Here is a 12,931-nt window from a genome sequence, read left to right as displayed (position 1 = left end):
AAGGACCGACATGACTTTGAAGGACCGCGTCTTTGCCGACATGGACCGGGCGGAGGGGCTTGCAGCGGCCTGCCGCAAGGCGCTGAACACCGCCGAGACGGCATTCGACGCGCACCAGGCCATCGCCCGCCGTCTGGGCGGACAGGTGGATGGCGACGCGGCCACATTCGGGTTCTGGACGCCCGAGCTTCTGGACGCGCGCATCCCCGACGGCGACGTGTTCCTGGAGGTGCTGTCGCCCGCCGGTCCGCTGGACCTGACCCGGGCGCACCAGCGCGTCGATTTCGAGCGGATCTACCTGCCCGTCGCGCGCTACGAGGCGCATACCTTCGCGGTGGCCACCGGGATGCGCGCGGGATCGCGCGAGGAGGGCGGCGATTTCTACGCGCTCGTCTGGCGCGACCAGAACGACGACTGGCACCGGATCCTGGACCCGCTGGCCATGTCGCTGCCCTTTGGCGCCTTCGCCCCGGCAGAGCTCTACGATCTGGCCCGGCTCCGGGCCGGGCGCCGGGACAAGGACTACTGGCAGGGGTTCGCGGGCGACGCGCCGCACAAGTTCGGCCCGCCCACCAACATCCTGCAGATCCATGTCCCCACGGCGACCGCCGGCGGCACGCTCGCCAGCCTGACCCGCCAGTTCGAGCGGCTGTCCGAGCGGCTGCGCCAGAACCTGCCCATCGACCCGATGGACGAGATCTACCTGGGCTACGACGCGGTGCAGCTGCTGCCCGTCGAGCCGACCACGGTCTATGAGAAAGGCCCCGGCTTCTGGGCCGAGACCGACATGGGCGACGACCGGCTGGAGGTCGAGCTGACCCGGCCCGACACGACCAACTGGGGCTATGACGTGGTGATCAGCGGCATGGGCACGGTGAACCCGGCGCTGCTGGAATCCTGCCGCCCCGACGAGCTGTCGGACTTCGCCGCCGCGCTGCACAATTTTCCGTCCCGTCCCAAGATGCTGGTCTTCGACGTGGTCTATGGCCATTCGGACAACCAGGGGCTGGGCGCGCTCAACAGCCACTTCTTCGCCGGGCCGAACATGTACGGCCAGAACATGGACTACCGGAACCCCGCCGTGCGCGCGATCCTGCTGGAGATGCAGCGCCGCAAGGTGAATTTCGGCGCCGACGGGGTGCGCGTGGACGGGGCGCAGGACTTCAAGTGGTGGGACCCCCAGGCCCAGGAGATGAAGCACGACGACGAGTTCCTGCAATCCATGTCCGACATCGTGCAGGAGGTGGCGGGCACCCGCTACCGCCCCTGGTTCGTGTTCGAGGACGGCCGCCCCTGGCCGCAAGAGGACTGGGAGCTGTCGTCCACCTACCGCGCGGTGATCGACGCGCAGACCGACGGCGACGTGTTCCAGTGGGGGCCGCTGACCTTCGCGCACAACACGCCGTTCATCTACGGCTACTGGCTGTCGAAATGGTGGCGCATCAAGGAGATCCTGGCCTGCGGATCGCACTGGATCTCGGGCACCGCGAACCACGACACGCTGCGGCGCGGCACCCAGGTCAACCCCAAGCTGAACATCAACACCCGCCTGGGCGAGACGCGGATGGAGATCCTGGAGAAAGCCTACGACAACCCCGCGGTGTCGATGCTGACCTATGCGGCCCTGCCCGGCGTGCCGATGGATTTCCTGAACGCGACGGCGCGGGCCAACTGGGGCTTCATCCGCAACCAGGACGACCAGTACGGCGTCAAGGTCGTGGCCGAAGAGGCGATCAGCCTGAAATGGCAGGTGGACGAATACCGCTATTCGGTGCCGGGCAACTTCCGCAGGCTCAAGGAGCTTGGGTTCCGCACCCGCGAGGAACTGGCGCGGTTCTTCGACTTCCTGCCCGCGCTGGTGGAGGTCACGGATTACGATCTGGACCATATCGTGCGGCTCTTGAACGGGGTGGAGCCGCCGCTGGCCGGTCCGGGCACGTTCTCTGTCCTGGACCTCAAGACCATCGCGCGGGCCTGGATGGACGACATGCACGAATATTGCAACGTCGCCAATTCCACCTCTGCGCTGAACCCGGTGCAGACGCGGTTCATGCTGGATCTGCGGTCCTTCCGCCGCAACAACCCGTGGCTGCGGCACAACCTTGGGCCGCAGGATCACTTCGACTACATGCAGCCCGTGGAGGGGCGGACGATCTTCACCAGCTACCGTAAGGGCCCCGGAAGCGAGATCTACGCGATCACCCACATGGAGGGCGGCGCGTCCGAGGAGTTCGATCCGCTGCGCCTGAAGATACCGGGGCTGAAAGGCAGCGGCTGGCGGTGTATACTGCGCACGCCGGGAATCGGCGACGACTACGTCTCGGGTCCGATCGTGCTGCGCGATTCCATGGGACTCGTATTCGAAAGGAGCTGAGATGCTGGAGCGATTTGGCTACGATCCGGACCGGGTCGGACCGCTGGACCGGTTCCTGGGGCTGGGGGTGGCGGCGCTGGCGGCGCTGGTGTTCCTGGGCGCAGCGCTCTGGGCGGGCGGATGGTGGTGGCTCTTGGCGCTGGTCGCGCTGGGGCTGACGGCCACGGGTCTGCGCGACCTCGCGCAGCGCGACCACGCGATCCTGCGCAACTATCCGGTTCTGGGCCATATCCGGTTCTTCTTCGAAAAGATCCGCCCGGAGATCCGGCAGTATTTCTTCGAGGCCGACAGCGACGAGGAGCCGTTCAGCCGAGAGGACCGCTCGATCGTCTACCAGCGCTCGAAGAACCAGGAGGGGGTGCGCCCCTTCGGCACCAAGAAGAAGGTCTACGAGGGCGGCTATTCGTGGATGACCCATTCGATCAACCCCACGCATCTGGACCGGCACGATTTCCGCGTCCGCATCGGCGGGCGGGACTGCAAGCAGCCCTATGACGCGTCGCTCTACAACATCTCCGCCATGTCCTTCGGGTCGCTGTCGGGCGCCGCGATCGAGGCCATGAACAAGGGCGCCAAGATGGGCGGGTTCGCCCATGACACCGGAGAGGGCGGGATTTCCAAATACCACCGCAACGGCGGCGACCTGATCTGGGAGATCGGATCGGGCTATTTCGGCTGCCGGGCCGAGGGGGGCGGCTTCGACCCGGGGCTGTTCGCGTCCCAGTCCCAGGATCCCCAGGTCAAGATGATCGAGATCAAGCTGAGCCAGGGCGCCAAGCCCGGCCACGGGGGCATGCTGCCCGCCGCCAAGATCACCGAGGAGATCGCCGAGGCCCGCGGCGTGCCGATGGGAGAGGACTGCGTGTCGCCCGCCGGCCATTCGCAGTTCTCCACCCCGCTGGAGCTGTGCGCGTTCATCGCCGAGCTGCGCGACCTGTCCGGCGGAAAGCCGGTGGGCTTCAAGCTCTGCATCGGCCACCGGCGGGAATTCATGTGCATTGTCAAGGCGATGATCGAGACCGACATCTATCCGGACTTCATCGTCGTGGACGGAACCGAAGGCGGCACCGGAGCCGCGCCGCTGGAGTTTTCCAACCACGTCGGAATGCCCCTGACCGAAGGGCTGACCTTCGTGCACAACGTGCTGCGCGGGGCGGATGTGCGCGACCGGATCCGGCTGGGGGCCAGCGGCAAGCTGATCCATGCCTTCGACATCGCGCGGGCCTTCGCGCTGGGCGCGGACTGGTGCAACTCCGCCCGCGGGTTCATGTTCTCGGTCGGGTGCATCCAGGCCCAGGCCTGCCACACCAACCATTGCCCGGTTGGGGTGACGACGCAGGATCCGCTGCGCCAGCGCGCGCTGGTGGTGCCGGAAAAGGCGCCGCGGGTGGCCAACTTCCACCGCAACACCATGCGCGCCCTGGCCGAGATGACCGGCGCGGCGGGCCTGAGCGATCCGCGCGACTTCCTGCCCTATCACTTCATGAAGCGCGAGGGGGACGGCGACATGGTCGAGGCCTCCGACGTCTGGCAGTACATGCCCATCGGGTTCCTGGTCCGCGACATGGAGTTCGACGACGAGGTGTTCCGCCGCCGCTGGAACCGCGCCAGCGCCAGCAGCTTCAAGCCGCCAGAGCCCGACGGCCGCACCCAGACCAAGGCCGACGCCTCACGCTCCGTACGCGCGGCGGAATAGGCGCCCGGGTTGGGTGCGCGGAGGCTGAACGCGATGGGCTGGACGGCCCTTCGGACCCATGCCGAGGGGCCGCTGGGACGGCTTTCGGTGTTCTTCGCCGTGCTGCCGTTCGTGATCGGCCTCTTCAACGCGCTGCTCGACGCGGCGACCCGGATCGAAAAGGGTCTCGAACGCGCCGAGACGCGGCTTTGGGACAGCGCGGAGCTGGTGTCGGCCTACTGGACGCCGGTCCTCGACTGGGTCGCGGCCAATCGCGCCACGTTCCTGTCCTTTTATGTCGGCATCGGGCTGTGATCCTTGGCCGGGTGATCGTCTCCGTGGCGGCGCCGGCCCGGGTGTCGCGGGACGAGGCGCTGCGCGATGCCGAACTGGCGCTGAGCCTGTCGCGGGAGCATGCCTCCCGCGGGCGGCGGACGATGGCAGAGACCTATCTGTCCGAGGCGGATCAGCTCTTTGCCGTCCTGAGGGGCGGGCCGGTTCCGTACCGGATCGACCGGGATGCGCTGCGCGATCTGGACGAGCCCGCGCGGATCGACGCGTACCGCGAGGCAGAGCGGCGCGATCTGGAGGAACGGCGCTTTCTGGCGGACGACCAGTCGCGCGAAGGCGCCCGCCAGGCGACCACGATCCTGTTCGTCGCGGCCTATGTTCTGATCTTCGCCCCGGTGGTGCTACGGTTCTTCTGGATCCTGACGGCGGATTTCGTCCCGGCCCTGTTCTTCGGCTGAGCGCCGCCGGCCCGGTCCCGCGTCATCCGTTCAGCAGACCCTTGGCGTGGCGGGCGCAGCCGGTGAGGGCGGCGTCGTCGTCCGCGACGGACCAGACCGCGAAGCGGGACATGAAGCCGGAAAACCGGCCCTTGGCGCGGAACGCCTCATCAAAGCCGTGGCGCGCGAGGTAGGGGCGCATCGCCGCCGACATGCCGCCGACCAGGAACACGCCGCCGAAGGGCAGGTGGGTCAGGGCCAGATCCCCGGCCACCCGTCCCAGCGCGCGGCAGAAGGCATCCGCCGCGCGGAGCGCCACCGCATCCGTTCCGGCGGCGATGGCGGCCATGATCTCGGCCGAGCTTCTTGCCACGTCCGCGCCGCTGGCCCAGGCGTAGACATGTTCCAGGCCGCGGCCCGACAGCACGTCCTCTACCTCTGGAAAGCCGTGGCCGCGCGCCACGTAGCGGGCCAGCGACGCGTCGTCGGGCGACAGCTGCGGAAAGGTGATGTGGCCGCTTTCGCAGGGCGGCACGTATTCGCCGGTCTCGGTGCGGAACACCGGCACGGAGTTGAACCCGGTGCCGACGCCGATCACCAGCTGCGCGGTATGGCTGGCGGGGCCGGGCCCGGGGATGATCTCTACCAGGCTCTCGCGCGGCAGGACGGGAACGGCGTGGCCCTGGGCCTGGAGGTCGTTCAGGATCGCCGTCACGGGCGCCCCGGTGCAGGCCGCCAGCGCGTCCCGGTCGAAGCTCCAGTCCAGGTTGGTCAGCTTTCCGGCCCCGTCCATCACCGGACCGGCCATGGCGATGCAGGCGCCGTCGCAGGCGGGATCGCCCTGGCCGGCCAGATAGGCCGCGTAGATCGGGGCCAGGCCGGTGTAGTCGCGGTTGCGGAACCGCGCGATCGTGGCGGGGCGCACGGTGCCGCCTTCTGCCAGCGCCACGCGGGTGTTGGTTCCGCCGACGTCCGAGACCAGGACCAGACTCACCGTGCCAGCGCCCGCTGCAGCGCCAGATAAGAGGATTTCGGCGTGCGGGCCTGCGTCGCGTAATCCACGTGGACGATGCCGAAGCGCGGGTCGTAGCCGACGTTCCATTCGTAATTGTCCAGCAGCGACCAGGTGAAATAGCCCTTGACCGGCACGCCGTCCGCCGCGGCGCGGGCGACCTGGGCCAGATGCGCGTCGAGATAGGCCACGCGGCGGTCGTCCCGGACCGCGCCGTTCACCAGCCGGTCGTCCCAGGCCATGCCGTTTTCCGTCACGTAGAGGGGCAGGCCGCGGGTGTAGCCGTCGTGGACCCGCTTGAGAAAGGCGTAGAGCCCTTCGGGATAGATCTCCCATCCCACCTGGGTCTTGGGCAGGGGGCCGGGCACCTCCTCCAGTCCGGGCCAGGGGCCGGGGGCGGCGGCGATCAGCTTGCGCGTGTAGTAGTTCAGCCCCAGCCAGTCGAGCCTCTGGCCGATCAGGTCCATGTCGTCCTGCCAGTTGGCGGGCATGTGGGGGCCGAGCCCCTCCAGCACGTCGTCGGGATAGGTGCGGTTCATCAGCCCCGACAGAAAGAAGCGGTTGTAATAGCCGTCGTAGGTGGCCGCGGCCTTCTTGGCCTCGGGGCCGGCATCGGCGGGAACGGCGTATTCGAAGTTGCACACCGCCCCCAGGTTGGACATGCCCAGATCCCGCATCACTTCCGTCGCGCGGCCATGGGCCAGCAGCACGTGGTGCATGGCCCGCGCGGTGGCGCGGATGTCGCGCAGGCCGGGCGCGTGCTGGCCCATGAAGTGGCTCATGAAGCCGACGCACCACGGCTCGTTGATGGGGGCGGCGGACCAGAGCCGGTCGCCGATCCGCGACATGATCGTATGGGTGAAATCCGCGAACCAGCCGGCGATGTCGCGGTTGCGCCAGCCGCCGAGGTCCGCCAGGGCAGAGGGCAGTTCCCAGTGGTAGAGCGTGGCGGCGGGTTTCAGGCCGCGGTCCAGCAGCCCGTCCACCAGACGGTCGTAGAAGTCGAGCCCTTCGGGGTTCGCCGCCCCGCGCCCCTCCGGCATGACCCGCGCCCAGGAGGTCGAGAAGCGGTAGACGTCGAAATTGCCGTCGCGGAGCAGGTCCAGGTCCGCTTCCCAGCGGTTCAGGTGGTCGCAGGCGATGGCCCCGTTCTGCGCGCCCGCGACATTGCCGGGCGTGTCGGCGAAATCGTCCCAGTGGGTGCGGCCGGCGCCGCCCTGGGCGTGGCCCTCGATCTGGTAGGAGGACGTGGCCGCCCCGAACAGGAAGCCTTCGGGAAAGTCTGCGCGGGTCAGTTTGAGCATGGAGCGTCCTTTGCGTGCCAGAGGGCAACATATGGCGGCGCCCCCCCCGCGTCAAAACGCCGTCGGCCCGCCGGAGCGCCGGGCGCGGTTGCAGGGCGGGGTCAGATTTCAGTTGGCGCTTGGGGGTTTGACTCCTAGCTTCGGTTTGTGGAGCCTTAGGGAGATGTCCGGGCGGCGCCAGCCGAACCCGGGACCGCGAAACAGGCGCGGAGACACCGCGCCGCCAATGGGAGAGAGACCGCATGAAACTTCACCGCAACCAATCGCTATACGCCGGCGTGGCCATCCTGGCGCTGGGGGCAGGGTCCGCCCAGGCCCAGGACCTCGTGTTCCCCAAGGGCGAGGGCGCGTTCAGCTGGGACAGCCTGGAGCAGTTCGCCTCCGAGAACGACTATTCCGGCCAGAGCATCGACATCACCGGCCCGTGGACGGGCAGCGACGCCGAGCTGGTGGACAGCGTGATCGCCTATTTCGAGGACGCGACGGGCGCGACGGTGAACTACTCCGGCTCGGACAGTTTCGAGCAGGATATCGTGATCTCGACGGAGGCGAACTCGGCCCCCAACATCGCCGTCTTCCCGCAGCCGGGCCTCTTGGCCGACCTCGCGTCCCGCGGGGCCATCGAGCCGATGGCCGAAGGCACCTCCGACTGGATCGCGGAGAATTACGCGGCCGGCGACTCCTGGGTGGATCTGGCGACCTTCGAGGGACCGGAGGGCGAGGAGGCGCTCTATGCGTTCCCCTACAAGATCGACGTGAAGTCGCTGGTCTGGTACGTGCCCGAGCAGTTCGAGGAAGCCGGCTACGAGGTGCCGGAGACCTATGAGGACCTCAAGTCGCTGACCGAGCAGATGGCCGCGGACGGGGTGACGCCCTGGTGCATCGGGCTGGGATCCGGCGCGGCGACGGGCTGGCCCGCCACCGACTGGGTGGAGGATCTGATGCTGCGCACCGTCACCCCGGAGGAATACGACGCCTGGACCACCAACGAGCTGCCCTTCGACGATCCCAAGGTGGTCAACGCGATCAACGAATACGGCTGGTTCCTGCAGGACGGCTATGTGAACGGCGGCCGCGAGGCGGCGGCGACGACCGACTTCCGCGACAGTCCCGGCGGTCTCTTCGAATTCCCGCCGGAATGCTACATGCACCACCAGGCGACCTTCATCCCGACCTTCTTTCCCGAAGGCACGGTGGTCGGCGAGGACGTGGATTTCTTCTACTTCCCGGCCCCCGCCGAAGGCGACCTGGGCCAGCCCGTTCTGGGCGGCGGAACGCTTTTCGCGATCACCAAGGACAGCGAGGCCGCCCGCGGCTTCATCGAATTCCTGAAGACGCCGCTTTCCCATGAGATCTGGGCGGCGCAGGGCGGACTTCTGACCCCGCACACCGGCATCAACCCCGATGTGTTCGCGTCGGATGCCGCACGGGGGGCGAACGACATCCTGCTGGACGCGACCACGTTCCGGTTCGACGGGTCCGACCTGATGCCCGGCGAAATCGGCGCGGGCGCGTTCTGGACGCAGATGGTGGAGTTCACCACCGGCTCCATCGACGCGGAGACGGCGGCCCAGGCCATTCAGAGCCGCTGGGACGCGCTGAAGAACTGATCCGCCACGGGCAGGGGGCGCGGCGCGACCGGCGCCCCCGTGGCCGTCTGCGTCCCGGTCCGGCCTTCGGTCCGGCGCGCCGCGGCAGGGATTGCTTTTCCGGCGGGTTAGCGCAAACTGACCGAAACGCGTCCCGGCCGCATGGCCGGTGGGCGGTCAAAACAAAAACGGGGGGATAGCGATGCCGATCATCGTGCAGGGCCTGATCACGATCCTGATCGGCGTGGGGGGATGCGTGGGCTATTTCTACCTGTCCAACCTGGCGCTCGACAAGGTCATCTTTCCGGCCAAGGAGACGCCATCGCGACGTCTTGTCGGAGCCATTATCTGTCTCATCATTCCTCTGGGGTTGCTCTTTTTCCTTTACGTTGGCCCAACGGTATTCGGCGCATTGGGAATCGGTTTCCTAGCACTATCGGATGTGTCGACCATCAGTGCTCTGCTGGCAGTGGCCGTTTTTTTGGTGGCGACTTTTCTTCTGTTCAAGGCATTCAATACGCTGTTTCCCGCAAAGGGATCGTCGGTCGGCGATAACATCAACCGCGCCAACGCGGTGCGGCCGTGGCTGTTTCTGTTTCCGGCGATCTTCGTCCTGGGGCTCTATCTGGTCTATCCGGTTGTGGGATCGTTCTGGCGCTCTCTCTTCGGGCGCAATCCGAACGATTTCGTGGGCTTCGGCAACTACGTGTCGCTGGCCCAGTCGCCGGATTTCCGGATCTCTTTCTTCAACAACTTCCTGTGGGCCATCGTGGTCCCCGCCGCCTCGACCTTTCTGGGACTGCTGGTCGCCCAGCTCACCGACAAGCTTTCCTGGGGCAATATCGCCAAATCGCTGATCTTCATGCCGATGGCGATCTCCTTCGTGGGCGCGTCGCTGATCTGGAAGTTCGTCTATGCCAACGACGCCGATATCGGCCTGATCAACGCGGTCCGGGCGATGTTCGGCTTCGACAATCCCATCGACGTGCTGCAGATCCCGTTCTGGAACAACTTCTTCCTGATGGTGATCCTGATCTGGATCCAGACCGGCTTTGCCATGGTGATCCTGTCGGCGGCGCTGCGCGGCATCCCCGAAGAGACCATCGAGGCCGCGATCCTGGACGGCGCCAACCCCTGGCAGCTGTTCTTCAAGATCAAGGTGCCGCAGATCATGGCCACGATCGTGGTCGTCTGGACCACCATCACCATCCTGGTGCTGAAGGTCTTCGACATCGTCTACACCATGACGGGCGGCAATTTCGGCACGGAGATCCTGCCCAGCTACATGATGGATTTCATGTTCCGCGACGACGGGCGGGCCACGGCCATCGCCTTCGTCATCATGCTGGTGGTGCTGCCGGTGATGGTCTGGAACATCATCGAAGCGCGCAAGGAGACACGCTGATGGGCCCGACCGCAGGAGCGAGCAATGGATAACATCGCCGGAACGAAATCCTCTCTGACCTGGGCCACGCATCTGTCGGTGCTGGCGCTGGTTCTGCTGTGGCTGATCCCGACCATCGGGCTGTTCGTGTCGTCCTTCCGCGACCGCGACCAGATCTCCGAAAGCGGATGGTGGCAGGCGCCCTTCGCGGTGGAGCTGACCGCGCGGGGCCGCACCGGGACCGAGGCGACACAGGAGGGTGACGTCTATGTCGTCACCGGCAACATCTACGACGACCCCGAAGCCAAGAGCTATTTTCCGGGCGGCGGCGGAGAGATCGTCGCCTTCGGCACGTCGGGGCGCAATCCCGGCGAGTTCGAGGCCGGAACCCCGGTAGATCTGGGCGACGGCGAGAGCCTGGTCGTGAACGGCGACGGCACCTACGAATGGCGCACGCCCGAAGACCCCGGCGACCGCGGCCAGAGGGTCTATTTCGCGGCCGAGAGTCCGCCCAGCTTCACCACCGACAACTATGAGCAGGTGCTGACATCGGACGGCATGGACCGGGCGTTCATCAACACGCTGACGGTGACGATCCCGGCCACCATCATCCCGATCCTGATCGCGGCCTTCGCGGCCTATGCCCTGGCCTGGATGGACTTTCCCGGACGCGGCGTGCTGATCGCCGTGGTCGTGGGGCTTCTTGTGGTGCCGCTGCAACTGGCGCTGGTGCCGATGCTGAACCTGCACAACAGGATCGGGATCGGGCAGAGCTTCATGGGCATCTGGTTCGCGCACACGGCCTTCGGGATGCCGCTGGCGGTGTACCTGCTGCGCAACTACATGGTCGGGCTGCCGCGCGACATCATCGAAAGCGCCAAGGTCGACGGCGCCACGGATTTCGAGCTGTTCATCAGGATCGTCCTGCCGCTGAGCCTGCCGGCCCTGGCCGCCTTCTCGATCTTCCAGTTCCTGTGGACCTGGAACGACCTGCTGGTGGCCAAGGTGTTCCTGCCCTCCGACGATGCGTCCAAGGTGATGACGGTCAAGATCGCCGACGATCTGCTGGGCTCTCGCGGGGGGGACTGGGGAATCCTCGCGACCGCCGCCTTCGTGTCGATCGCCGTGCCGCTGATCGTGTTCTTCTCCATGCAGCGGTTCCTGGTGCGCGGCCTGCTGGCAGGGTCCGTCAAGTAATGAACTCCATGGCCGACAGGGCGGCCGGCGCGATCCGCGCCGACCCCGGCGTGGATCGCGACTGGTGGCGGGGCGCGGTGATCTACCAGATCTATCCGCGCTCCTTCCAGGATACCGACGGCGACGGCATCGGCGATCTGTCGGGGATCATCCAGCGGCTCGACCATGTGGCGCGGCTGGGGGCGGACGCGATCTGGATCTCTCCGTTCTTCCGCTCGCCCATGCTGGATTTCGGCTACGACGTGTCGGACTACAGGGACGTGGACCCGATGTTCGGGTCGATCCGCGACTTCGACGCACTTGTCGAACGCGCGCACGCGCTGAACCTCAAGGTGCTGATCGACCTGGTGCTCAGCCACACCTCTGCCAGCCACCCCTGGTTCGCGGAAAGCCGCATCAGCCGCGACAACGGCCGCGCCGACTGGTACGTCTGGGCCGATCCCAAGCCCGACGGCTCCCCGCCCAACAACTGGCTGTCGATCTTCGGCGGCTCCGCGTGGGAGTGGGACGGGGCGCGGATGCAGTACTACATGCACAACTTCCTGGCCGCCCAGCCGGACCTGAACTTTCACTGTCCCGCCGTGCAGGACGCGCTGCTGGACGTGGCGCGGTTCTGGCTCGACAAGGGAGTGGACGGGTTCCGGCTGGACACGGTCAACTTCTACGTCCACGACAAGGCGCTGCGCGACAACCCGCCCCTGGCCGCCGACGCGCGGAACGAGAACACGGCGCCGGCGGTCAACCCCTACAATTTTCAGGACCATCTCTACGACAAGACCCGGCCGGAGAACCTGGACTTTCTGCGCCGCCTGCGCGCGGTGATGGAGGAATATCCCGCGATCACCAGCGTCGGCGAGGTCGGCGAGAGCCAGCGCGGCATGGAAACCCAGCGCGACTACACCGCCGGGGACGACCTGCTGCACATGGCCTACGATTTCGATTTCCTGGGGACGGTATTCCCGTCGGGCAGCCGCATCCGCGAGGTGCTTGAGCGGTTCGACCGGATCGTGACCGACGGCTGGGCGTCCTGGGCGTTCTCGAACCACGACGTGGTGCGCTATCCCACGCGGTTCGATCTGAGCGTGCCGGCGCGCAAGCTCTACGCGGGCCTGCTGATGTGCATGAAGGGGACGATCTGTCTCTACCAGGGCGAAGAGCTTGGGCTGACGGAGGCCTACATCCGCTACGAGGACCTTCAGGACCCCTACGGCAAGAGGTTCTGGCCCAAGTTCAAGGGCCGCGACGGATGCCGCACGCCGATGCCCTGGACGACCGGGGTGAACGGCGGCTTCTCGGACGTCCGGCCCTGGCTCCCGGTGGCGGTGGAGCACCGCGACATGGCCGTGAGCCTTCAGGACCGCGACCCGGGATCGACGCTGAACTTCTACCGCGCGTTCCTGGCCTTCCGCAGGCGGCATCCGTCCCTGGCCAAGGGCGCGCTCGACGTGCGGCGGGCCGACGACGCGGTGCTGGCGATGATCCGCGACGGCGCGGGAGAGCGGCTGTTCTGCGCCTTCAACCTCACCGATGCCGCACAGCGCGTGTCGCTGCCCGACGGCCGCTGGACCATCCTGACCGACGCCCCCTTCGTCCACGCGACGGAGGGAAACGACATCATTCTACCGCCCTGGCAGGCCGCTTTCGCGGCCGCGGGCCAATAAGGGAGGA

The 12,931-nt window shown here is 67.0% G+C and carries 10 protein-coding genes; 8 read left to right on the top strand and 2 right to left on the bottom strand.

What is annotated here, in order from left to right; genetic code table 11:
* The first annotated feature begins 10 nt into the window (after nucleotides 1-10).
* From gghA to KW83_RS06155, 4 genes are read left to right on the top strand one after another with little or no spacing between them, the layout of a single operon-like run.
* On the top strand, nucleotides 11-2,374 hold the full coding sequence (gghA, locus tag KW83_RS06170; RefSeq protein ID WP_036176240.1) for a glucosylglycerol hydrolase: 2,364 nt from the start codon (nucleotides 11-13) through the stop codon (nucleotides 2,372-2,374).
* A 1-nt stretch (nucleotide 2,375) separates the two neighbouring features.
* Nucleotides 2,376-4,070 carry an FMN-binding glutamate synthase family protein gene (locus tag KW83_RS06165; RefSeq protein ID WP_036176237.1) on the top strand — a complete coding sequence of 565 codons (1,695 nt, stop codon included), beginning with the start codon at nucleotides 2,376-2,378 and terminating at the stop codon, nucleotides 4,068-4,070.
* Nucleotides 4,071-4,103: 33 nt separating this feature from the next.
* Nucleotides 4,104-4,364, top strand: coding sequence for a hypothetical protein (locus KW83_RS06160; protein ID WP_036176235.1), 261 nt, complete (start codon nucleotides 4,104-4,106; stop codon nucleotides 4,362-4,364).
* Nucleotides 4,361-4,798, top strand: coding sequence for a hypothetical protein (locus KW83_RS06155; RefSeq protein WP_036176233.1), 438 nt, complete (start codon nucleotides 4,361-4,363; stop codon nucleotides 4,796-4,798). The genes KW83_RS06160 and KW83_RS06155 overlap by 4 nt, the downstream gene beginning before the upstream one ends.
* Nucleotides 4,799-4,820: 22 nt before the next feature.
* Here KW83_RS06155 and KW83_RS06150 read toward each other — a convergent pair whose 3' ends face one another.
* Together KW83_RS06150 and KW83_RS06145 are read right to left on the bottom strand one after the other, a co-directional pair.
* Nucleotides 4,821-5,771, bottom strand: coding sequence for a glucokinase (locus tag KW83_RS06150; protein ID WP_036176231.1), 951 nt, complete (start codon nucleotides 5,769-5,771; stop codon nucleotides 4,821-4,823).
* Nucleotides 5,768-7,093 carry a GH1 family beta-glucosidase gene (locus KW83_RS06145; protein WP_036176229.1) on the bottom strand — a complete coding sequence of 442 codons (1,326 nt, stop codon included), beginning with the start codon at nucleotides 7,091-7,093 and terminating at the stop codon, nucleotides 5,768-5,770. The genes KW83_RS06150 and KW83_RS06145 overlap by 4 nt, the downstream gene beginning before the upstream one ends.
* A gap of 242 nt (nucleotides 7,094-7,335) precedes the next feature.
* Here KW83_RS06145 and KW83_RS06140 point away from each other — a divergent pair, with 242 nt between their 5' ends.
* From KW83_RS06140 to KW83_RS06125, 4 genes are all read left to right on the top strand, one after another.
* A complete protein-coding gene (locus KW83_RS06140; RefSeq protein ID WP_036176226.1) occupies nucleotides 7,336-8,703 on the top strand; it encodes an ABC transporter substrate-binding protein in 1,368 nt (455 codons plus the stop codon).
* Between the two features lie 181 nt (nucleotides 8,704-8,884).
* Entirely contained in the window at nucleotides 8,885-10,087 is a 1,203-nt protein-coding gene (locus KW83_RS06135) for a carbohydrate ABC transporter permease (protein WP_235191369.1), read from the top strand.
* A gap of 24 nt (nucleotides 10,088-10,111) precedes the next feature.
* The gene (locus tag KW83_RS06130; protein ID WP_036176225.1) at nucleotides 10,112-11,263 is read left to right on the top strand and encodes a carbohydrate ABC transporter permease; all 1,152 of its coding nucleotides are present in this window, start codon (nucleotides 10,112-10,114) and stop codon (nucleotides 11,261-11,263) included.
* An 8-nt stretch (nucleotides 11,264-11,271) separates the two neighbouring features.
* Nucleotides 11,272-12,924, top strand: a complete 1,653-nt coding sequence (locus KW83_RS06125) for an alpha-amylase family glycosyl hydrolase (RefSeq protein ID WP_152563496.1) — start codon at nucleotides 11,272-11,274, stop codon at nucleotides 12,922-12,924.
* Nucleotides 12,925-12,931 lie beyond the last annotated feature (7 nt).

The organism is Palleronia rufa (assembly GCF_000743715.1).
GTDB lineage: Bacteria > Pseudomonadota > Alphaproteobacteria > Rhodobacterales > Rhodobacteraceae > Palleronia > Palleronia rufa.
Note: the sequence above shows the minus strand (reverse complement) of the source record. Positions and strands in the feature narration are given on the sequence as shown.

Bases quoted from the DNA above. Each gene is read 5' to 3' on its own strand.
- KW83_RS06165 (WP_036176237.1), top strand. From the start codon at position 2,376: ATGCTGGAGCGATTTGGCTACGATCCGGACCGGGTCGGACCGCTGGAC.
- KW83_RS06140 (WP_036176226.1), top strand. From the start codon at position 7,336: ATGAAACTTCACCGCAACCAATCGCTATACGCCGGCGTGGCCATCCTG.
- KW83_RS06145 (WP_036176229.1), bottom strand. From the start codon at position 7,093: ATGCTCAAACTGACCCGCGCAGACTTTCCCGAAGGCTTCCTGTTCGGG.
- KW83_RS06125 (WP_152563496.1), top strand. From the start codon at position 11,272: ATGGCCGACAGGGCGGCCGGCGCGATCCGCGCCGACCCCGGCGTGGAT.
- KW83_RS06130 (WP_036176225.1), top strand. From the start codon at position 10,112: ATGGATAACATCGCCGGAACGAAATCCTCTCTGACCTGGGCCACGCAT.
- gghA (WP_036176240.1), top strand. From the start codon at position 11: ATGACTTTGAAGGACCGCGTCTTTGCCGACATGGACCGGGCGGAGGGG.
- KW83_RS06135 (WP_235191369.1), top strand. From the start codon at position 8,885: ATGCCGATCATCGTGCAGGGCCTGATCACGATCCTGATCGGCGTGGGG.
- KW83_RS06160 (WP_036176235.1), top strand. From the start codon at position 4,104: ATGGGCTGGACGGCCCTTCGGACCCATGCCGAGGGGCCGCTGGGACGG.